Raw genomic sequence first — 20,131 nt, 5'->3', positions numbered from 1 at the left:
CCTCCGAAGCGTCCGCAACACTTCGCATGACACCCGGCACGACACGGTAATCCGCTCCGAATCCAGCTAATACATGACGAGTCCCGACACAAAGTCAGCCGCCATATCGGCATCTGCCACGTCCGCAGCAAGCACGGGGGCCCCGGTGCGCGTCGCAGCGGCGCAGATGGTGAGCGCCCCCGACGTCGAGCGCAATCTCCGTGAGGCCGGCCGTCTGGTCGCCGAGGCGGCAGACGCCGGCGCACAACTGGTGCTGCTGCCCGAGTACTTCTGCTACATGGGCCAGCGCGACACCGACAAGCTCGCCCTGCGCGAGACGCCGGGTCACGGACCGATTCAGGACTTTCTCGCCGAGACGGCCCGTCGTCACGGTGTGTGGCTCATCGGCGGCACGCTGCCACTGGCAGCGCCCGAACCGGAGCGCGTGCTCAACACCACGCTGGTTTTCTCACCCGACGGCGCCCCGGCGGCCCGCTATGACAAGATTCACTTGTTCAATTTCGTCAAAGGAGAAGAAGCCTACGACGAAGCACGCACCATCCGCCCGGGCGATGCCGTACGCACGTTTGAAGCGCCGTTTGGCCGCGTGGGACTGTCGGTCTGCTACGACCTGCGTTTTCCCGAGTTGTACCGTGCCATGGGCGACTGTACGCTCATGGTCGTACCCGCCGCCTTCACCTACACCACGGGCCGCGCGCACTGGGAGTTGCTGCTGCGCGCGCGAGCTATCGAGAACCAGTGTTACGTGCTGGCGTCCGCGCAGGGCGGACACCACGAGAACGGGCGGCGCACCTGGGGGCATTCCATGCTGATCGACCCGTGGGGCGATATCGTCGCCCAGCGAGAAGCGGAAGGCGCCGGCGTGGTCGTCGGCGATATTGACCCGGCCCGGCTGGCCGGCGTGCGGCAGAGCCTGCCAGCGTGGCGACACCGCGTGCTGCAAGGTTGATTTCCCCGAGTCCGCCCTCATCTACCGAATACATTTCCTTGGCCTGACACCGCATGAAAATCATCGACACCGGCATCCAGAACCTGGCCACGGCCCGCGAGCTGCTGCTCACGCCCTACGGCCTCGACGAAAGCCATCTCCAACGCGCCCTCGGCGATATCTTCACGCACCGCGTGGATTACGCCGATCTGTACTTCCAGTACACGCGCAGCGAAGCGTGGAGCCTCGAGGAAGGCATCGTCAAATCGGGTTCGTTCTCGATCGATCAGGGCGTGGGTGTGCGCGCCATCGTGGGCGACCGCACCGCATTCGCCTACTCCGACGACATCTCCGAGATCGCCCTGAAGGACGCGGCCGCCGCCACGCGCAGCATTGCCACGGCCGGACGCGGACGCGTGAAAGTCGGCAACAAACTGGCCAACGCCACCGGTCACGGGCTCTATCTGCCGTCCGATCCGCTGGCCTCGCTCGACGCCAACGGCAAAGTGGCGTTGCTTGAACGTATCGAAAAGCTGGCCCGCGCACGCGATCCGCGCGTGCAGCAAGTCATGGCCGGACTGGCCGGCGAATACGATGTCGTGCTGGTGGCGCGCAGCGACGGCGTGATTGCTGCCGACGTGCGCCCGCTCGTGCGCGTCTCGGTCACCGTGATCGTCGAGTCCAACGGTCGCCGCGAAATCGGCAACAGCGGCGGTGGCGCACGCCTCGATTACGCTTACTTCACCGACGACCTCCTCGAAAAGTATGTCAAGGAAGCGGTCGATGGCGCCATCGTCAAGCTCGATGCCCGCCCGGCACCCGCCGGTGCCATGACCGTCGTGCTCGGCCCGGGCTGGCCTGGCGTGCTGTTGCACGAGGCCGTCGGCCACGGGCTGGAAGGCGACTTCAACCGCAAGGGTTCCTCGGCCTTCTCCGGCCGCCTCGGCGAGCGAGTGGCAGCCAAGGGCGTCACCGTGGTCGACGACGGCACGCTGTCGAACCGCCGCGGCTCGCTGAACATCGACGACGAAGGCAATGCCACGCAGTGCACCACGCTGATCGAAGACGGGATTCTGAAGGGCTACATGCAAGACAGCCTGAATGCACGCCTGATGAAGATGCCGGTCACAGGTAACGGCCGCCGCGAATCCTACGCCGCGCTTCCAATGCCTCGCATGACCAACACGTACATGCTCGGTGGCGACAAGGACCCTGAAGAGATCATTGCGTCGGTCAAGCGCGGTCTCTACGCCGTGAATTTCGGCGGCGGTCAGGTCGACATCACCAACGGCAAGTTCGTGTTCTCGATGTCCGAGGCGTACATGATCGAAGACGGCAAGATCACGTACCCGGTCAAGGGCGCGACATTGATCGGCAACGGTCCGGAATCGCTCAAGGACGTCACGATGATCGGCAACGACATGGCACTGGATTCAGGTGTGGGCGTGTGTGGCAAGGAAGGCCAGAGCGTGCCGGTGGGTGTCGGCCAACCGACGCTGCGCATGGAAAACATGACGGTCGGCGGCACGGCGTAAGGTTGGCACGTCGGCAGGCAGCACATCCGGCATCACGCATCGGATGGCGCACCGCAAAAAATGCGTAAAGCATAGCAAAACGCCCGGGCCAAACCGGGCGTTTTCGCATGATTTTTGAAAATCACGTATTTTCAGCGCAAATCTCGTGATTAAAATGCGATATTTCCGCGCGTTTTCCTGCCATTCGGCGGTCTTACACGGTTGCAGCGTCATTCGATTAGGCGTATAAAGTTGTTTCTGTGCACGGCAAACGCCTGCAACGCAATGTCAACGACATCCCTCATGACCGCCAATAAGTTTTATTTTTACTTTTTTGCGAATCTCACACCGCTGGCGGAAGGAGAGGGGGAGTTGCAGCAGTAAGCACCGAAACGAATCCTGAAAAACCGCCAGCGAGTCTGGCGGTTTTTTTTTGACCCGCATCCCGAGAATCGAACCGCAGTCCGAACTGCCCAGGAGAAAAACCATGCCTCCCCACAACACCGATGACGTCCGTATTCGTGAGCTCAAGGAACTGACGCCGCCGGCGCATCTGATTCGCGAATACCCCTGCTCGGAGCAGAGCGCGGACCTCATCCATCGCTCGCGTGGCGCCATTCACCGCGTGCTGCATGGCATGGAAGATCGCCTCGTCGTCATCATCGGCCCGTGCTCCATTCACGACACGAAGGCGGCGCTGGAATACGCCGCGCGACTGGTCGAACAGCGCGAACGCCTGAAGGGCGAACTCGAGATCGTGATGCGCGTGTACTTCGAGAAGCCGCGCACGACCGTGGGCTGGAAGGGGCTGATCAACGACCCGCACATGGACAACAGCTTCAAGATCAATGACGGCCTGCGCCTCGCGCGCGAGCTGCTTGCTCAGATCAATGCGCTGGGACTGCCCGCCGGTACGGAATACCTCGACATGATCAGCCCGCAGTACATCGCCGATCTCGTGTCGTGGGGCGCCATCGGCGCACGCACCACCGAATCGCAGGTGCACCGCGAACTGGCGTCGGGACTGTCGTGCCCGGTCGGCTTCAAGAACGGCACGGACGGCAACGTGAAGATCGCCGTCGACGCCATCAAGGCCGCGTCGCAGCCGCACCATTTCCTGTCGGTGACCAAGGGAGGCCACTCGGCCATCGTGTCGACGTCGGGCAACGAGGACTGCCATCTGATTCTGCGCGGCGGCAAAACCCCGAACTATGACGCCGCCAGCGTGCAGACCGCCTGTGACGACATCGCCAAGTCGGGTCTGGCCGCGCGCGTGATGATCGACGCCTCGCACGCCAACAGCCAGAAGAAGCACGAGAATCAGATCCCGGTGTGCGAAGACATCGCCCGCCAGATCGCCGGCGGCGACGACCGCATCATCGGCGTGATGGTCGAGTCGCACCTCGTGGCTGGCCGTCAGGACCATGTGCCGGGCAAGCCGCTGACCTACGGTCAGAGCATCACCGATGCCTGCATCGATTGGGAAGACAGCCTGAAGGTGCTCGACACGCTGGCCGACGCCGTGCGTGCACGCCGGCTGGCGCGCGGCGCAGGCAACTGATGTCAGGGGGCGGCCGGGGGAGTCCTCGGTCCGCCCTGCCTTTAACGACGTACCGTACCGAGGCCTAGGTTCGGCATGCCGGAAGCGATGTCAATTCGCTCCGCCCTCGGCCCGGTCGCGCTGCCACAGCACATCGGTGCCGCCACCCGCACGGTTCAGCACACGGGCGAGAACGAACATCAGATCGGACAGGCGGTTGACGTACTGACGGGGCGCAGGTGCCACCGTCTCTTCCGCGCCGAGCGCCACCATGGCGCGCTCCGCCCGGCGCGATACGGTTCGCACCACATGCGCCAGCGCCGCCGCACGCGTGCCGCCCGGCAGGATAAATTCCTTCAGGGGCGGCAGATCCGCGTTGTAACGCGCCAGCCAGTCGTCGAGCTTGGCGACCTGGGCGTCACCAAGCAGCGTGTGACGCGGCATGCTCAGTTCCCCACCCAGATCGAACAGATCGTGCTGGATGTCGAGCAGCAAGGCGCGCACCTCCGGCGGCAGGTCTTCGCACAGCAATACGCCGATGTGCGAATTGGTTTCGTCGATCTCGCCGATGGCGACGATGCGCAGGCTGAACTTGTCGACGCGCGCCCCGTCCCCGAGGCCAGTCTTACCGCCATCGCCCGTGCGGGTGACGATCTTGCTCAAACGATTCCCCATCTTCTGACACCTACCCCTTGCGGCATATCTTGCCCGCCGGCGCCCCATTCGGCCGCCGGACGACCTGCCTTCTTTGATTGAAGTTGACTGCCTCCACACCCACTGCCTGTTTTTCAGGCAATTCCGATGGCGCGTCTGGAGGACAAGTCCGTATGATATGACGCAAAGGGTGGGGAAAAACGCCGTCCCGGCGTAAAATCCCCGCTCATGAGGTGTCAGGAGATGGGCGCGCCGGACCATTGCGCGTTCCGGAGTTGCCAGTCCATACCCGAGACCCCGCCCCGATATGGAGCCTGCCATCGCCCACCGGCGCTGGCCGCCCGGAGACCCGAAGGAGAAAGCCGTGAATCACCCCCATCTGCCGTTCGCCGCCAAGCGCCCGTTCCCGGACGCCCTGCTCACCGAGTTGCAAGCCCTGTTGGGCGAGCGGGTGAGCACCAAGGAGGCGCTGCGCGAGCATCACGGCCGAGACGAGTCTCCGTTCGATCCCATGCTGCCCGACGCCGTTGCCTTCGCGCACAGCACCGAAGAGGTCTCGCAGATCGTCAAGCTGTGCGCCAAATACGACGTCCCCATCATTCCGTATGGCGCAGGCTCGTCGCTCGAAGGCCACCTGCTCGCCGTCGAGGGCGGTCTGTCGCTCGATCTCTCCGAGATGAATCAGGTCGTCGCGATCAATGCGGAAGATCTGACCGTCACCACGCAACCGGGGATCTCCCGCAAGGCCCTCAACGAAGCCCTGCGCGACACCGGCCTGTTCTTCCCGATCGATCCGGGCGCCGACGCCAGCATTGGCGGCATGTGCGCTACGCGCGCCTCGGGCACGAACGCCGTGCGTTACGGCACCATGCGCGAAAACGTGCTGGCGCTGACCGTCGTGCTGGCCGACGGCCGCGTGATTCACACGGGCACGCGCGCCCGCAAGTCCTCGGCCGGCTACGACCTGACGCGCCTGTTCGTCGGCAGCGAAGGCACGCTGGGCATCATCACCGAGGCGACCGTGCGTCTGTATCCGCAGCCGGAAGCCGTGTCGGCCGCGATCTGCTCGTTCCCCAGCATGACGGACGCTGTGAACTGCGTCATCCAGACGATTCAGTTGGGCGTGCCGGTGGCGCGTGTCGAATTCGTCGATGCGCTGGCCGTGCGCGCCATCAACAAGCACTCGAAGATGGAACTGCCCGAGACGCAAACGCTGTTCTTCGAATTCCACGGCAGCGATGCGGGCGTGAAAGAACAAGCGGAGACCGTCGAGGAACTGGCCAAGGAAAACGGTGGCACTGGCTTCGAATGGGCCACGCGCACCGAAGATCGCAACCGTTTGTGGGGCGCGCGTCATAGCGCCTACTTCGCGATGCTCCAGCTCAAGCCGGGCTGCCGCGCGGTTACCACCGACGTGTGTGTGCCGATCTCCCGCCTGGCGGAGTGTGTCAGCGAAACCGAGGAAGACCTGCGGGCATCGAGCCTGCCGTGCCCGATCGTGGGGCACGTGGGCGACGGCAACTTCCATGTGGCAATCCTGATCGATCCGGCCAAGCCCGAAGAAATCGAGGAAGCCGAAGTGCTCAACCAGCGCATTGTCGAGCGCGCGATCCGCATGGGCGGCACGTGCACCGGCGAGCACGGCGTGGGCCTGCACAAGATGGGGTTCCTTGTGACCGAACACGGGGAAGACGCAATCGATGTCATGCGTGCGATCAAGACCTCACTCGATCCACACAACCTGCTCAATCCGGGCAAGATTTTCCGGTTGCGCTCGGCGGGCTGAGCGCCGCATGAACGCGCCCGCCACCCCGCAAGGTCAATCCGGCCCGCTTCAGGCGGGTGCTGCGTCCGGTGACGCCGACGCCCTCCTGGCGCGTCAGCGTCAGTTGCTCGACGCACTCACCCAGATCCTGCCGCCGCATTGCATTCTGCATCGCCGCGAAGACACCACACCTTACGAGTGCGACGGTCTCGCCGCGTATCGCCGCGTGCCGCTCGCCGTGGTGCTGCCCGAGTCCGAGTCGCAGGTCCAGCGCATTTTGCAGGCATGCCATCAGTTGGGCATTCCCGTCGTGCCGCGCGGCGCGGGCACCAGCCTCTCGGGCGGTGCGATGCCCATCTCCGACGGACTGGTGCTCTCGCTGGCCAAGTTCAAGAAGATTGTCGAGGTCGATCCTTATGCGCGCACCGCGACCGTTCAGCCGGGCGTTCGCAATCTGGCGATCTCGGAAGCGGCAGCGCCTTACGGTCTGTACTACGCGCCTGACCCGTCGTCGCAAATCGCCTGCACCATCGGCGGCAACGTGGCCGAGAACTCCGGCGGGGTGCACTGCCTGAAGTACGGGCTGACGGTGCATAACGTGCTGCGCGTGCGCGCCATCACGATGTCCGGCGAAGCCATCGAATTCGGCTCGCTCGGCCCCGATGCGCCGGGACTGGACCTGCTGTCGGTCTTCATCGGCAGTGAGGGGATGTTCGGCGTGGTGACGGAAATCACGGTGAAGCTGGTGCCCAAGGCGCAGACAGCACAGGTCATCATGGCGAGCTTCGACGACGTGGAGACCGGCGGCAACGCGGTGGCCGCGATCATCGCCGCCGGCATCATTCCGGCCGGACTGGAAATGATGGATAAGCCGGCCACGCAAGCGGTCGAGGAATTCGTCCACGCCGGTTACGACCTCGACGCCGCCGCGATCCTGCTGTGCGAATCGGACGGTACGCCGGAGGAAGTCGCCGAGGAGGTCATGCGGATTTCCCATGTGCTGCGCACGTCAGGGGCGACACGGTTGCAAATCTCCCGCAGCGAAGAGGAGCGTCTGCGCTTCTGGTCGGGACGCAAGAATGCCTTCCCTGCCGCCGGACGCATTTCGCCGGATTATTACTGCATGGATGGTACGATTCCCCGCCGGGCGATTGGGACGTTACTCAAACGTATCGAGGGTCTGGAACAACAATACGGACTGCGCTGTATTAACGTCTTTCATGCGGGAGACGGCAATATGCATCCGCTCATTCTCTTCAACGGCAACGACCTCGACGAATGGCACCGTGCCGAAGCCTTCGGTTGCGACATTCTCGAAGCGTGCGTTGAACTCGGCGGCACGATCACGGGTGAACACGGTGTGGGCATCGAAAAGATCAACTCGATGTGCGTGCAGTTCTCGGCCGAGGAGCGCGACGCGTTCTTCGGCGTGAAGCGCGCGTTCGATCCGGTCGGGTTGCTGAATCCGGACAAGGGCATCCCTACGCGAGCGCGTTGCGCCGAGTACGGCAAACTCCACGTGCGCGGCGGCTTGTTACCGCATCCTGACCTACCGAGGTTCTGACATGCGCCCGCTGTCAGATTGGCTGCCGCACGATTGGCGGCAGCGGTTGTACATCATCATCTTCGAGGCCGATACGCGCGAAGGGCGATTGTTCGACATCGCCCTGCTAATCGCCATCGTGCTGTCGGTGCTCACGGTCATCGTCTCGAGCATACCGGCCGTTCGAGACACGGCGTTGCTGCCGATGGCGATTCTCGAGTGGTTCTTCACACTGCTTTTTACCGCCGAGTACATCGCGCGACTGCTGAGCGCACATCGGCCGCTGCGCTATGCGCTGTCCTTCTACGGCATTATCGATCTGCTCGCCATCCTGCCGACGTATCTCGCGATTCTCGTGCCCGAGCTGCATGGGCTGATCGACGTGCGGCTGCTGCGCCTGATGCGGGTGTTCCGGATTCTCAAGCTCACGGCCTATGTGAATGAAGCCGGCGTGCTGAGCATCGCGCTCTACAACGCGCGCCGCAAGGTCCTCGTGTTCCTTGGCTTCATCTCGATCATCGTGGTGATCTTCGGCACATTGATGCACATCATCGAAGGGCCGGAGCATGGCTTCACGAGCATTCCTGTTGGAATCTATTGGGCCATCGTCACGCTCACGACCACCGGCTACGGCGATGTGGTGCCCGTCACCGGACTGGGCAAGGCGATCACCGGCTTCGTGATGCTGCTGGGCTATAGCGTGATTGCGATTCCCACAGGCATCATGGGCGCCGAAATTCATTCGGCCATGCGCAAGAATGCCGTCACCACGCGCACCTGCCAGCAATGCCTGACCGAAGGGCACGACGCCGATGCGTCCTACTGCAAGCACTGCGGCAGTGAGCTGGCTCCCTACCAATCCGACACGCCAACGCCGCCAGAGCCGAGCTGATGACCGACACGAACGACACTCTCGAGGCCTTCCGCGCCGTCATCGAACATGCCACGGCACGCCGGGCGCCGCTCCAGCTCCGTGGCGGCGGCACCAAGGCGTGGTACGGCCAGCAGCGTGTGGGGGACGTGCTCGACACCCGCGCCTACCGCGGCATCGTCGCCTACGATCCGGCAGAGTTGGTCATCACGGCGCGCTGCGGCACGCCGCTGGCCGATATCGAGACGGCGCTCGCCGAGCGCAATCAGTTGCTACCGTTCGAGCCACCTTACTTCGGGCCGGGGGCGACGATTGGCGGTGCCGTGGCCGCCGGCCTCGCCGGACCTCGCCGTAGTGCCGTGGGTGCCGTGCGCGACTTTGTGCTCGGTGCCAAGTTGATGGACGGACGCGGCCATGTGCTGAATTTCGGCGGTCAGGTGATGAAGAACGTCGCCGGTTACGATGTCTCGCGCATGCTCGCCGGCTCGCTCGGCACGCTGGGCCTGGTGCTGGAAGTGTCGATCAAAGTGCTGCCGCAACCATTTGCCGAACTCACGCTGCAGTTTGAAATGAACGCCGTCGACGCCGTGCGCAAGCTCAATGAATGGGGTGGGCAGCCGCTGCCGATCACCGGCAGTGCCTGGCGCAACGATTTGCTGGTGATCCGTCTGGCCGGCGCGTCGGCGGCCATCAAGGCCGCACGTGTGAAGATGGGCGGCGAGTTGGTCGATGCGATTCACGCCGCCAAATTCTGGCACGCGATCCGCGAGCAAACGGACAACTTCTTCGCCGATGCCGGGCCGGGACAAGCGCTGTGGCGTCTCGCGGTGCCGTCGACCGCAGAACCGCATCGTCTGCCGGGCAAACAACTGATCGAGTGGGGCGGCGCGCAACGCTGGTGGATTACCGACGCCGACGCGCAAATCGTGCGCTCGGCTGCGCGGCAAGACGGGGGCCACGCCACACTCTTCCGCTATGGCGAGCCCGGCGTGGGGGTCTTCACTCCCCTGCCCGCGCCGCTCATGCGCATCCACCGCAATCTCAAGTCCGTGTTCGATCCCGCAGGTATCTTCAATCCGGGACGGATGTATCCGGAGTTCTGAGCATCAGGGTCCGCGATGCGCTTTAGCCTTTAGGGCTGGCATCGCGGCTAGCGCGGCTACCCAGTCTTTCTCACCCGGCGAACTTCTCGTGCTCCAACGTTTAGCGACAGCACGCCGGGACGCACCCGGTCTTGGCCTCGCCAACGCTCAACCGGTCGTATCCAGCAAGCGCGACACTTCGGTCGCCAGGATGCGCACCGACTGCTCGACGTCTCGCGTGAACGGTTGTCCACCGTTGATGCGCAGGAAATGGTCGTAGCGCGACGAGTTCGAAAACAGACTCCCCGGTGCGACACGAATCCCCTTCGCGAGCGCAGCATCGAACAGCCGCTCCGAGCTGACACCTCCCGGCATTTCCACCCACAGGCTCAAACCGCCCGCCGGCAGTGTCAGACGGGTGCCCGCTGGAAAATGCGTGGCGATCGCTTCGGCCATCGCCGCGCGATGCTCGCGTAGCTGCGCCCGTAGGCGGCGCAGATGTCGATCGTAGCGAGGAGAATCCATGAACTCGGCCATCGCGATCTGTGCCAGCACTTCGTTCGGACGTGTCTGCGCGTACTTCAGCATCTCCACTCGCCCCTGCCACTTGCCACCGGCGATCCAGCCGAGCCGCATGCCCGGCGCCATCGTCTTGTGCAGCGACGCGCAGTGAATCACGTTGCCCGACGTGTCCCACGAGCGGATGGCGGCCGGCATATTGCCGTCGTCGCCCAGCGCCGAGTAAGTGTCGTCTTCGATGATCGCGATGCCGCGCGACGCCGCCCACTTCACCAGTTGCGCCTTGTGCGAGTCAGGCATCACCGACCCCAGCGGATTCTGGAAATGCGGCACGACGATGATCGCCTTGATGTTGTCGTAGGTCTCGCTCGCCAGTTGCAGTGCTTCGAGTGAAATTCCCGTTTGCGGACTCGTGGGAATTTCCAGCGCGCGCATGCCCATGCTCTCCAGCGTTTGCAGCAGCGCGTAGTACGTCGGCGATTCGACCGCGACCACATCCCCCACAGACGCGACCGCACGCAACGCAAGATTGATCGCCTCGATACAGCCGTGCGTCACGACAATCTCGTCGGGATTGATGTTCATGCGCGCTTCGAGTGCCCGGCGGGCAATCACCGAACGGAAGCGCGCATCCCCGCCACCGGGCGGTGGCGTACCGTAGAGCAGCGGGTTGTCTCGCAACGCACGCAGAGTGGCCTGACGCAATTCGTTGACCGGGTAGAGCGACGGCGAACCGTGTGCGACCGCGAAATTGACGTTGACGCTCGCCTGAAGGCCTCTCGCCAGAATCGACGACACGCGTTGATTGATGCCCACGTACTGCGTCAGATCGGGGACCCACGGACGCGGCTCGTCCACCGGCACGAGACTCGCCCGGGCAGAGGTACGAACGAAGTAGCCCGAGCGTGGACGCGCCTCCAGAATCCCCTGCGCCTCCAGATGACGACACGTCTGCAAGGCCGTCGACAGGCTGACCTGATGCCGCTCCATCAACGTGCGCACACTCGGCATCCGGTCACCCGGCGCAAGGGTGCCAGCCTCGATGGCCTGGCGGTAATGGTCGGCAAGTTGACGATACAGAGGCGTGCGATCCTCCGAGGCCGTAGATGTCGAGATGACGGCGGGAGACGTGTCAGGGGCGTCCGGGGCGTCCGCTATGAGTGGCGTCGTGGCCTCGGGCAGAGCGAGAGGGGGGCTGAAGGCGTCCATGCGCAGATGATCGGGCATTGCACGCGACCATAACAGATACAGATTCGTTGAATCGGCATCGTAACAGATTACCAGGAGCCGTTCTGTTATGGGCGAAACAGCGCATCTGTGTGCCTACCGGGCGGTGCCGGTGATCGATACGCTGTACTCATCTGTTCAACGCCCGGAGCCTGTCATGGCAAAGCCCCTTTCGTCGATTCCGTCCATTCCGCCCCTCCTCCCCCCCGATTCGAGGCTCGCCCGAGAGACCGGCGATGTCGGGCGCGCCGACGCGCCATTGAGCCGGACATCCACTGCCCTGCCGGCCGCCACCGACAGCGAGGCGCCCGCCCGGCTCCCGTCACACCTCACATTGGCACGTGGGCAATCGTTTTACGCGTATGTCGGCCGTGGCACGGTGATCCATCTCGAACGAGGGGAGGTAGCACTCACCGCAGCGCCGCACTGGCTGGCGGCGAGCATCTGGCGAGGCGCTGTCTTGCTGAACACCGGGCAGGTCCACGTCGTCCAGACATCCGGCTGGCTGACGCTGAGCGCCGACGCGGGCGCCAGCGTAACGCTGCGTGAACACGTCGCCGCCGTGCCTGGTCCTGCTCAACGGCGGGCGCTCCCCTCGCGTCTGCGGCAAATCATCCGCTCGCTATTCGGAGCGTGAGTCGACACGGCTGTCCGCTGGCGTCAGTCGACGGGCAGCCGCCGGTCAGGCCGGCAACAGCGCCTCGATATCGGCACGGATAGCTTCAGGCTTCGCCGTCGGCGCATAACGTGCCACCACGTTGCCCTTCGCGTCGACGAGAAACTTCGTGAAATTCCACTTGATCGCCTTCGTGCCCAGCACGCCACGCTTCTCCTGTGTGAGATAGGCGTAGAGCGGTGCCGCGTCAGGCCCTTTCACGTCGACCTTGGCGAACATCGGAAACGTCACGTGAAAGCGCAGATCGCAGAAGCTGCGAATGGCCTGCGCATCCCCCGGCTCCTGCTTGCCGAACTGGTTGCACGGAAACGCGAGCACCTCGAAGCCACGCGGACCGAGCTGTTCGTAAAGCACTTGCAGACCGGCGTATTGCGGCGTGAAACCGCACTCGCTCGCCGTGTTGACGATCAACAGCACCTTGCCGCGATACTGCGACAGGCTGACGGTCTCGCCCGATAGCGTCTGGACGGAAAAATCGTACACCTGCTGCGAATTGGCGCTCATCTCGGGCTCCCTTTGGATGTTGGCACCGCGCAGTCTGCCACAAGCCGCGCGCCCTGACCGATCGGCATACACCGGGACGGCGGTACGGCACAACCGGCACGGGTAGCACCTTGTTTTTCCGGGGTAGCACCTCTCGTGCGGGCACGGCTATAATCGTTGACCGATCCACCGCCGTTGCGACGCCCCCGCGCTCGACGGCACCGCTTGACCGACGCCCGAACCAGCCTCATGTCGACCATTGCCGCACACCTCGACGACGTTCTCTCCCGGATTGCCCGTGCCACTGCGGATGCCGGCCGCCCGGCGGGTAGCGTGCGCCTGCTCGCCGTCTCGAAGACGTTTGGTACCGACGCCGTGCGCGATGCGCTCGCCGCCGGGCAGCGGGCCTTCGGCGAGAACTACGTGCAGGAGTCGCTCGACAAGATCGCCGCCCTGGCGGGTGAGACCGTCGATGGCGCGCCGCTGGAGTGGCACTTCATCGGCCCATTGCAAAGCAACAAGACGCGACCGGTGGCCGAGCACTTCGACTGGGTGCATTCCGTCGATCGGCTGAAAATCGCCGAACGCCTGAGCGCCCAACGGCCCGCGAACCTCCCGCCGCTACAGGTCTGCCTGCAAGTGAACATCAGCGGTGAGGCGAGCAAGAGCGGCGTTGCGCCTGCCGACGTCCCGGCCGTCGCGCGCGCCATCGCTGCGCTGCCGAACGTGCAATTGCGCGGCTTGATGGCGATTCCGGAACCCGAAGACGATCCGGCACGCCAACGGGCGCCGTTCAAGGCAGTGCGCGAGCTATTCGATGCGCTACGCGCCGATGGACTGGCGCTCGACACGCTGTCGATGGGAATGTCGGGCGATCTCGAGGCAGCGATTGCCGAGGGTGCGACAATGGTGCGCATTGGCACCGCGATTTTCGGCGCGCGCGACTACGGCCCCCGGGCGTGATCGGCGCGTGCCCCCGCGGTGAGCGTCTCATGACGGCTCGCCGCAGCAAGAAGTAATGACATACGCAACGCAAAGGATGGTTATGAGAATTGCATTCATCGGCGGCGGCAATATGGCCAACGCCCTGATCGGCGGACTCGTCAAACGCGGCACGGCCCCGCGCGACATTCTCGCCATCGACGTCAACGAATCGACCCGTGACGGCCTCGCCAAGCAGTATGGCGTCGAGACCGCCAGCGCACCCAACGACCGTCTGCGCGATTACGACACGCTCGTGCTGGCCGTCAAACCGCAAGTCCTCAAGGACGTCGCACAAGCGCTTCAGCCGCACCTGAATGGCCAACTGGTCATCAGCATTGCGGCAGGCATTCGCGCCTCCGATCTGGCGCGCTGGCTTGGCGGTCACAACCAGATCGTGCGCTGCATGCCGAACACGCCCGCGCTGATCGGCATGGGCATTACCGGCCTGGCCGCGCTCTCGGGCGTGGATTCGGACCAACGCAAGCGTGCCGAAAACGTGCTGGGTGCGGCAGGTCAGATCGTCTGGGTCGAAAAGGAAAGCCAGCTCGACGGCGTGACGGCAATCTCGGGCAGCGGCCCCGCCTACGTGTTCTATTTCATCGAAGCGCTGGAGCAAGCCGCTCAGGAATTGGGCTTCACGCCCGAGCAAGGTCGCCAACTGGCCATCGCCACGTTCACCGGCGCATCGCAACTGGCGGCGCAGTCGAGCGAGCCGGCGAGCGTGCTGCGTGAGCGCGTGACGTCCAAGGGCGGCACGACGTTTGCCGCGCTCAGCTCGTTCGATCGCGACGCCATCAAGGCCGCGATCGTGCGTGGCGTGCACGCCGCCAACTCCCGCGCCCGGGAACTCGGCGACGAGTTGGGCGACGCCTGATAGCTGATAGCTGATAGCTGATAGCTGATAGCGGATCGCTGACAAGCGCCCGCCCCCCACTCACGACAAACGGCCCGCATGCGGGCCGTTTTGTTTGGTACCGTTCCTGACGTCGTCGGTCAGGCGCTCAGACGCCGCGCTCAGGCCGTCAGCAGATAGTGTCCGGCGATGCCGGCGAACACAGCGGCGCCGAGCCAGTTGTTGTGACGAAACGCCGCGAAGCAAGGCATGCGCTCGCGTCCGCGAATCAGGAAGTAGTGATAGATCGCGAAGCCCACTGCCACGGCCATGCCCAGCCAGAATGGCCAGCCAAAGCCCAGATATGCACCGACGCCCGCCTGAATGCCAAGCGCGGCGGCGTAGCAGAGCATGATCGCCAGCACGTCGAAACGGCCGAACGTGATGGCCGACGTCTTGATGCCGATCTTCAGATCGTCGTCGCGATCGACCATCGCGTATTCGGTGTCATACGCGACCGACCAGAACACGTTCGAGAGCAGCAGCACCCATGCGATGACCGGCACCTGATCCTGCACGGCGGCGAACGCCATCGGAATGCCGAAGCCGAACGCCACACCAAGGTAGGCTTGCGGAATCGCCAGAAAGCGTTTGGTGAACGGATAGGTGCCCGCCACGAACAGTGCCGGGATCGACAGCCACTTGGTCAGCGCGTTGAGCGGCAAAATCAGCAGGAAGCTCACCAGCGCGAGCGTGGCGGCCACGGCAACTGCCTCCCAGGCGCGAATGCGCCCCGAGGTAATCGGACGCTCTTTCGTGCGTTTGACGAACTTGTCGAAGTCGCGGTCGGCGTAATCGTTGATGGCGCAACCCGCCGAGCGCATCAGGAACGTGCCGAGCGTGAAGATCACGAGCAACAGCGGATCGGGATGCCCGTTCGATGCGATCCACAACGCCGCGAGCGTCGGCCACAACAGCAGCACGGTGCCGATCGGCTTGTCGAGGCGAACGAGGCGGAAATACAGCGGGAGGCGTTGAGCGAGCAACATGGGCGTCACACAGAAAGACTTGTGGCGACATTGTAGGCCACGGGCCGGATGCTCGCCAATCGGGGCGCCATGGCTGCCATGGGCGCCCCCGGCATTACCAGATCCAGAACATCAGCAACCAGAGCCAGTTGACCAGCGCCAGCGCCGCCACAACACCAGCCATGCCGGCCAGACGCCGCCCGAACGATCGGGCATGACGCCCCGTCACACGCCAGCCCAGCCACAGACTCCACAGCGTGGTCACCACGAGGATGGCCGCGCGAACGTCATTGGCCCAGTACACCGGCAGATGCTCGGCGCGCAGCAGGCTGATCGTCGTGGCCGACAGGCCGATGAACACACCGGCCCCGGCAATCGGGATCAACGATTGCACCAGATGATTGAATCGTGACGTTTGCCACGGCCCCATCGCCCGGTTGGCCAGCGCGAAGATGATCGTGAACGCCAGACCGAGCAGCAGACCGTTGCCGAGGATGTACGTGACGACCATGCCGCCGTCGAGCCACGTGAAGACATCGCTCTGATCCGGGTAATTCGTGAACACGTACCACGGCGCGTTCGTCGCGAACGGCCACATGATGTCGTGATCGATGAGCCACGTCGCCAGCAAGGTCTTGGTGGCGACGAACCACGGATTCACCGTCCAGTGGAACGCGCCGATGGCCACGCCGAGCAGGCCGTACATGAGAAGCACGCTGTCCCAGACGCTGTTGTGATCGGTCGCACCGAACTTCACGATCTCTTCGCTCGGCGAGCGGCTCGACAGTTCGATGGCGTCGCGATGCCCGGCGCAGCGGCCGCACATATGGCAGTCCGCACCGCCCTTCATATTGCGCAGCGGCACGAGCGGCGCGCAATTGATCGGGATAATCTTGCGGCCGTTGGTGTGATACGAGCGACGCCAGGCGTCTTCGTTGACCTTGAAATGGAACGGGGCGAGACGCGAGAGCAGCGAGAACACGCCATTGACCGGGCACAGATACTTGCACCACACACGCTTGTCGCGCCCGTAGAAATAGCCGATCACCATCGCGCCGAGGGTCGAGCCGCCGAGCACCAGCAACACCGCCTTCGGGTATTGGTAGACGCTGACCATCTGGCCGTACAGCGTCGTGCCGGCAAACGCCACGAACGGCCAGCCGCCCCAGCGCATCCAGCGGGGAATGGCGCGTCCGCGCCCGTGACGGCTCGCAAATTCCGAGAGCGTGCCTTCCGGGCACAGCACCCCGCACCAGACACGTCCCATGAGCACCATGCTGATGAGCACGAACGGCCACCAGATGCCCCAGAACGTGAACTGCGCAAAGACGGTGAGGTTATCGAGAATGTGGGCCGTCTCGTCAGGCAACGGCATCAAGACCGGCACGCAGATGAGAAACGCATAAACCAGCACGACGCCCCACTGCACGCCACGTATCAGCTTGCCGTGACGTTGCATCCAAAGGCCCACTCGGGCCAGTCGGTTCGGGACAGGTATGGCGATGCTCATGCTCAACTCGTACGTCGGGGGATGACTTACTGGCTAACGGCGCTTTTCGATATGGCAGGCGTTTGTGAATCCTGCCCCGCGCGTCCGTTTAGACCGTTGCGACGCACTGGCCGGGAGTGACTCCGGCCGGTGCGCTTGGCCCGCTCAGGCGGGCTTGACCTGCTTGGCCGGAGCGCCTGCCCGCTTGAGCAGCGCCCACATGAAGGCCCAATACACCGCATACACCAACAAATTCATGCCGGACGGATGCGCGCGATACCCCGTCAGGGTGGCGACGAGGCTGCCAAACGGGCTGGCGTCGTCAAGAATCGCGGAAGTATCCCACAGTTGGTCGACCAGCGTCGGCACAAACTCCAGCGAGATCAGGCGGTCCAGCCCCGACTCGAGCAGCCCCGCCGCCAGAAACAACAGCATGATTTCCGTGACGCGGAAGAACAGACGCCACGAGAAGATCTTGCCGCCCAACTGCAACAACCAGAACGTGAGCAGCGCCAGCACGAAACCGATCAGCACGGCGAGCCACATGGTCAGTGGCACGCTGCCCTGCTGGCCGAAGCCGATGCCGTACAGAAAGATGGCCGTCTCGCTGCCTTCGCGGGCAATCGCCAGCGCCACCAGCACCAGCACGCCCCACCATGTGCCCCGATCCTGATTCTTCTGTAACGACGACTCCATATCGCGCTTGAGCGTTCGCCCGTGGCGCTTCATCCAGAAGACCATCTGCACGATCAGCACGCAGGCGATCAGCACCATGGCGGTCTGGAAGTAATCCTGCGCGTCGCCCGACAGCACTTCGGTGAAACCGACCAGCGCGGCGCCCAGCGCCACGGCGGCGGCGATCCCGAGCGCGACACCGGCCCAAAGATAGGGCAGGCCGCGCTTGGCGCCGTGCTCAGGGTTGGCCAGCCAGGCATGGAGAATGCCTACGACCAGCAATGCCTCGACGCTTTCGCGCCAGACGATGAACATGACCTGACCCATCGTGTGATTCCTCTCGTGATGCGTGTCTTACCGTGTGACTGAAACGACTTCCGCGTGGCTTACTTGGCGACGATCACGCCTTGCGCCTGCTGATGGAAATCGTCGAAAAACTTGTACTCGCCGGGCTGCAACGGTGCGATCACCACGAACGACTGTGCGCCCGGTGCCAGCACCTTTTCCTTGCGCAGTTGCAGACTTTCAAACTCGACGGCATTCGTTCCGGTGTTGTGTACCTCGATCTTGATGCGCTTGCCGGCCGGCACTTCGATGCGCGCCGGATTGAGTTTGCCGTTGTTCATTTCCAGCCTGAAGGTCGGCAAGTCATCGGCACGGGCAAGCGACGGTGCGCCCAACGCCAACAGAGTCACCACCAGGGCCGCCATCGTGGCCAGCAGGCGCGCGATGCGCTGATTCATCCTTCTGCTCCAAACGAAAACAGCGCTGGCCCATTGGCCAACGCTGCATCAGAGTTATACGGGCTTAGTAGCCACCCTTCTTGCCAATACCCGAGAAAGTGAAATCGACTTCCTTGGTGATCGGCTTGAACCACGGACCCACGCCCGTTTCCTTGTCGACGTGACGGCCGAAACACCACGGGCCCATGCCGCCATGCGCGGCGTGGGCGCCAGCGGCCGGCGCGCCCCCCATCTTGCAACCGAATTCCTGAAGCGTGCCCGGCGCGTTGACGACCATCGTCAGCTTGTACTTGCCGACACCTGCCAACTTGACGTTATCGCCGTAGTGCGGGCCATCGCTCGCAACCATCGGCATCATCAGGCCTTCGATGGCAGCGCCGTCCGGCTTGCCGTCCTTGTTCACTTTTTGCAGCTTGTACGTGATTTCCAGCCCCGGAATCCAGTCGCCTTCGGCGTAACCGTTCGGGTTCTTGGCGATCGCGTGAATATCGGCCTCGAGGTGGATGTCCGACTTGGCAGCATCGCGCATCATGCCGGCCGGTTCCATCGTGATCGGCTGGAGATACACCGTGTTGATTTCCATGCCCGCCACATTCAGCGGTTTACCGATAGGAAACTCGGCGGCCTGAGCCATGGTGGCCGCACCGGCAAGCAACACCGCTGCCACGAGGGATTTCACGCGCATACGCACTCCAGATGGATGAAGAAGTTAATGCAAACAATTCTCAATAAGTTTAGCACCTTCGCCACCGCCAGACAAACGAGCGAAGTCAAGGCATCACGGGGATAAACGGGAAATTCGAGGGTTGCGCGAGCACCGACGGGGGTGCGCGACCATTCTTAGCGACTGGTTACGGAAAATTACCGGACGTCACCGACCGTTCACGGCAGCACGCCGCCCCGGTCGATCTTCCGGGCCAGCACCACGGACGTCGTCGTGCGGGTCACCCCATCGATCTCGCCAATCGTATCGAGCAGCCCGTCGAGCTGATCCGGCGACGCCGCGTGCAACCAGGCCACATAGTCGAACTCACCGCTGACGGTACACAGCAGGTGGATCTCCGGCATCTTGTTCAAACGCCGCATCACGTCGCGCCCGGAGCGCGGCTGCACACTGATACCGACGCAGGCCTGTAACCCGCCGCCGGCCGCATCCTGCCCGAGTCGCACGGTATAACCGGCGATAACGCCGGCCTGTTCGAGCCGACCGATGCGGGCCACCACAGTCGTGCGCGCCACCCCGAGGCGGCGCGCGAGATTGGCCGTGCTCTCGCGCGCATTCACTCGCAGCAGTGCGAGCAGATTACGGTCGAGTTCGTCGAGTGCCGTCGTGGACAATGTCATCGGGCGTCGCCCCGCGAGTCGTCGTTACCCTGGAACGTCGCGGCATGCCGGGTACGTTCGCGAATCCCGATAACGCGGGCGGCGGCCCCCCTTTTTCGGAAGTGGTCATCTCGGCACCGCATGTCTGAATCGCGCGATGTCGCGCCAACGCTGCACTCGTTGATCGGTTGCATGGTCTTCCATCGAGAGATGCCGAGCGAGGCAGACGCTCGGCCAAGCGCGATTATAAAACCA

Annotated in this window: 19 protein-coding genes; 10 read left to right on the top strand and 9 right to left on the bottom strand. The window is 63.8% G+C overall.

What is annotated here, in order from left to right:
* The first annotated feature begins 166 nt into the window (after positions 1–166).
* From PI93_RS08305 to aroG, 3 genes are all read left to right on the top strand, one after another.
* A complete protein-coding gene (locus PI93_RS08305) occupies positions 167–949 on the top strand; it encodes a carbon-nitrogen hydrolase family protein (protein WP_236105628.1) in 783 nt (260 codons plus the stop codon).
* 53 nt (positions 950–1,002) lie between these two features.
* Positions 1,003–2,463 (top strand): metalloprotease TldD, encoded by a 1,461-nt coding sequence (gene tldD, locus PI93_RS08300; protein WP_039367138.1) that lies wholly within the window; start codon positions 1,003–1,005, stop codon positions 2,461–2,463.
* A gap of 466 nt (positions 2,464–2,929) precedes the next feature.
* Positions 2,930–4,003, top strand: coding sequence for a 3-deoxy-7-phosphoheptulonate synthase AroG (gene aroG / locus PI93_RS08295; protein ID WP_039367135.1), 1,074 nt, complete (start codon positions 2,930–2,932; stop codon positions 4,001–4,003).
* Positions 4,004–4,093: 90 nt separating this feature from the next.
* Here aroG and PI93_RS08290 read toward each other — a convergent pair whose 3' ends face one another.
* Complete coding sequence (locus PI93_RS08290; RefSeq protein WP_039367132.1) at positions 4,094–4,657, bottom strand: cob(I)yrinic acid a,c-diamide adenosyltransferase; 564 nt, start codon at positions 4,655–4,657, stop codon at positions 4,094–4,096.
* A gap of 343 nt (positions 4,658–5,000) precedes the next feature.
* Here PI93_RS08290 and PI93_RS08285 point away from each other — a divergent pair, with 343 nt between their 5' ends.
* The 4 genes from PI93_RS08285 to glcE are packed head-to-tail and all read left to right on the top strand — an operon-like array spanning position 5,001 to position 9,918.
* Entirely contained in the window at positions 5,001–6,422 is a 1,422-nt protein-coding gene (locus PI93_RS08285; protein ID WP_039367780.1) for an FAD-binding oxidoreductase, read from the top strand.
* 7 nt (positions 6,423–6,429) lie between these two features.
* A complete protein-coding gene (locus tag PI93_RS08280; RefSeq protein ID WP_039367129.1) occupies positions 6,430–7,965 on the top strand; it encodes an FAD-linked oxidase C-terminal domain-containing protein in 1,536 nt (511 codons plus the stop codon).
* Position 7,966: 1 nt separating this feature from the next.
* On the top strand, positions 7,967–8,836 hold the full coding sequence (locus PI93_RS08275; RefSeq protein WP_039367126.1) for an ion transporter: 870 nt from the start codon (positions 7,967–7,969) through the stop codon (positions 8,834–8,836).
* Positions 8,836–9,918, top strand: coding sequence for a glycolate oxidase subunit GlcE (gene glcE / locus PI93_RS08270; RefSeq protein WP_039367123.1), 1,083 nt, complete (start codon positions 8,836–8,838; stop codon positions 9,916–9,918). The genes PI93_RS08275 and glcE overlap by 1 nt, the downstream gene beginning before the upstream one ends.
* 147 nt (positions 9,919–10,065) lie before the next feature.
* Here glcE and PI93_RS08265 read toward each other — a convergent pair whose 3' ends face one another.
* Positions 10,066–11,643 carry an aminotransferase-like domain-containing protein gene (locus PI93_RS08265; protein ID WP_236105629.1) on the bottom strand — a complete coding sequence of 526 codons (1,578 nt, stop codon included), beginning with the start codon at positions 11,641–11,643 and terminating at the stop codon, positions 10,066–10,068.
* A gap of 157 nt (positions 11,644–11,800) precedes the next feature.
* Here PI93_RS08265 and PI93_RS08260 point away from each other — a divergent pair, with 157 nt between their 5' ends.
* Positions 11,801–12,280 (top strand): hypothetical protein, encoded by a 480-nt coding sequence (locus PI93_RS08260; RefSeq protein ID WP_144400548.1) that lies wholly within the window; start codon positions 11,801–11,803, stop codon positions 12,278–12,280.
* 45 nt (positions 12,281–12,325) lie between these two features.
* Here the strand turns inward: PI93_RS08260 and PI93_RS08255 are convergent, their stop codons facing one another.
* Complete coding sequence (locus PI93_RS08255) at positions 12,326–12,823, bottom strand: glutathione peroxidase (protein ID WP_039367117.1); 498 nt, start codon at positions 12,821–12,823, stop codon at positions 12,326–12,328.
* Between the two features lie 228 nt (positions 12,824–13,051).
* Here PI93_RS08255 and PI93_RS08250 point away from each other — a divergent pair, with 228 nt between their 5' ends.
* Both PI93_RS08250 and proC read left to right on the top strand, forming a co-directional pair.
* On the top strand, positions 13,052–13,765 hold the full coding sequence (locus PI93_RS08250; RefSeq protein WP_039367114.1) for a YggS family pyridoxal phosphate-dependent enzyme: 714 nt from the start codon (positions 13,052–13,054) through the stop codon (positions 13,763–13,765).
* A gap of 82 nt (positions 13,766–13,847) precedes the next feature.
* Positions 13,848–14,660: a pyrroline-5-carboxylate reductase gene (gene proC / locus PI93_RS08245; protein ID WP_039367111.1), complete on the top strand. Its 813-nt coding sequence runs from the start codon at positions 13,848–13,850 to the stop codon at positions 14,658–14,660.
* 140 nt (positions 14,661–14,800) lie between these two features.
* On the opposite strand, the gene ubiA is transcribed toward proC, so the two are convergent.
* From ubiA to PI93_RS08215, 6 genes are all read right to left on the bottom strand, one after another.
* Positions 14,801–15,667: a 4-hydroxybenzoate octaprenyltransferase gene (ubiA, locus tag PI93_RS08240; protein ID WP_039367108.1), complete on the bottom strand. Its 867-nt coding sequence runs from the start codon at positions 15,665–15,667 to the stop codon at positions 14,801–14,803.
* A gap of 94 nt (positions 15,668–15,761) precedes the next feature.
* Complete coding sequence (locus PI93_RS08235; protein ID WP_191623343.1) at positions 15,762–17,156, bottom strand: 4Fe-4S binding protein; 1,395 nt, start codon at positions 17,154–17,156, stop codon at positions 15,762–15,764.
* A 144-nt stretch (positions 17,157–17,300) separates the two neighbouring features.
* On the bottom strand, positions 17,301–18,137 hold the full coding sequence (locus PI93_RS08230) for an FTR1 family iron permease (protein ID WP_039367102.1): 837 nt from the start codon (positions 18,135–18,137) through the stop codon (positions 17,301–17,303).
* Positions 18,138–18,196: 59 nt separating this feature from the next.
* A complete protein-coding gene (locus tag PI93_RS08225; protein WP_052240495.1) occupies positions 18,197–18,520 on the bottom strand; it encodes a cupredoxin domain-containing protein in 324 nt (107 codons plus the stop codon).
* A 97-nt stretch (positions 18,521–18,617) separates the two neighbouring features.
* Entirely contained in the window at positions 18,618–19,238 is a 621-nt protein-coding gene (locus PI93_RS08220; RefSeq protein ID WP_039367099.1) for an iron transporter, read from the bottom strand.
* 197 nt (positions 19,239–19,435) lie between these two features.
* Entirely contained in the window at positions 19,436–19,897 is a 462-nt protein-coding gene (locus PI93_RS08215; protein WP_039367097.1) for an Lrp/AsnC family transcriptional regulator, read from the bottom strand.
* Between the last annotated feature and the right edge of the window lie 234 nt (positions 19,898–20,131).

Source organism: Pandoraea fibrosis (assembly GCF_000807775.2).
Classification (GTDB): Bacteria; Pseudomonadota; Gammaproteobacteria; order Burkholderiales; family Burkholderiaceae; genus Pandoraea; species Pandoraea fibrosis.
Note: the sequence above shows the minus strand (reverse complement) of the source record. Positions and strands in the feature narration are given on the sequence as shown.

Excerpts from the sequence above, each read along its gene's own strand:
- PI93_RS08305 (WP_236105628.1), top strand. The coding sequence starts at position 167 with ATGGTGAGCGCCCCCGACGTCGAGCGCAATCTCCGTGAGGCCGGCCGT.
- tldD (WP_039367138.1), top strand. The coding sequence starts at position 1,003 with ATGAAAATCATCGACACCGGCATCCAGAACCTGGCCACGGCCCGCGAG.
- aroG (WP_039367135.1), top strand. The coding sequence starts at position 2,930 with ATGCCTCCCCACAACACCGATGACGTCCGTATTCGTGAGCTCAAGGAA.
- PI93_RS08290 (WP_039367132.1), bottom strand. The coding sequence starts at position 4,657 with ATGGGGAATCGTTTGAGCAAGATCGTCACCCGCACGGGCGATGGCGGT.
- PI93_RS08280 (WP_039367129.1), top strand. The coding sequence starts at position 6,430 with ATGAACGCGCCCGCCACCCCGCAAGGTCAATCCGGCCCGCTTCAGGCG.
- PI93_RS08275 (WP_039367126.1), top strand. The coding sequence starts at position 7,967 with ATGCGCCCGCTGTCAGATTGGCTGCCGCACGATTGGCGGCAGCGGTTG.
- glcE (WP_039367123.1), top strand. The coding sequence starts at position 8,836 with ATGACCGACACGAACGACACTCTCGAGGCCTTCCGCGCCGTCATCGAA.
- PI93_RS08265 (WP_236105629.1), bottom strand. The coding sequence starts at position 11,643 with ATGCCCGATCATCTGCGCATGGACGCCTTCAGCCCCCCTCTCGCTCTG.
- PI93_RS08260 (WP_144400548.1), top strand. The coding sequence starts at position 11,801 with ATGGCAAAGCCCCTTTCGTCGATTCCGTCCATTCCGCCCCTCCTCCCC.
- PI93_RS08255 (WP_039367117.1), bottom strand. The coding sequence starts at position 12,823 with ATGAGCGCCAATTCGCAGCAGGTGTACGATTTTTCCGTCCAGACGCTA.
- PI93_RS08250 (WP_039367114.1), top strand. The coding sequence starts at position 13,052 with ATGTCGACCATTGCCGCACACCTCGACGACGTTCTCTCCCGGATTGCC.
- proC (WP_039367111.1), top strand. The coding sequence starts at position 13,848 with ATGAGAATTGCATTCATCGGCGGCGGCAATATGGCCAACGCCCTGATC.
- ubiA (WP_039367108.1), bottom strand. The coding sequence starts at position 15,667 with ATGTTGCTCGCTCAACGCCTCCCGCTGTATTTCCGCCTCGTTCGCCTC.
- PI93_RS08235 (WP_191623343.1), bottom strand. The coding sequence starts at position 17,156 with ATGAGCATCGCCATACCTGTCCCGAACCGACTGGCCCGAGTGGGCCTT.
- PI93_RS08230 (WP_039367102.1), bottom strand. The coding sequence starts at position 18,137 with ATGGGTCAGGTCATGTTCATCGTCTGGCGCGAAAGCGTCGAGGCATTG.
- PI93_RS08225 (WP_052240495.1), bottom strand. The coding sequence starts at position 18,520 with ATGGCGGCCCTGGTGGTGACTCTGTTGGCGTTGGGCGCACCGTCGCTT.
- PI93_RS08220 (WP_039367099.1), bottom strand. The coding sequence starts at position 19,238 with ATGCGCGTGAAATCCCTCGTGGCAGCGGTGTTGCTTGCCGGTGCGGCC.
- PI93_RS08215 (WP_039367097.1), bottom strand. The coding sequence starts at position 19,897 with ATGACATTGTCCACGACGGCACTCGACGAACTCGACCGTAATCTGCTC.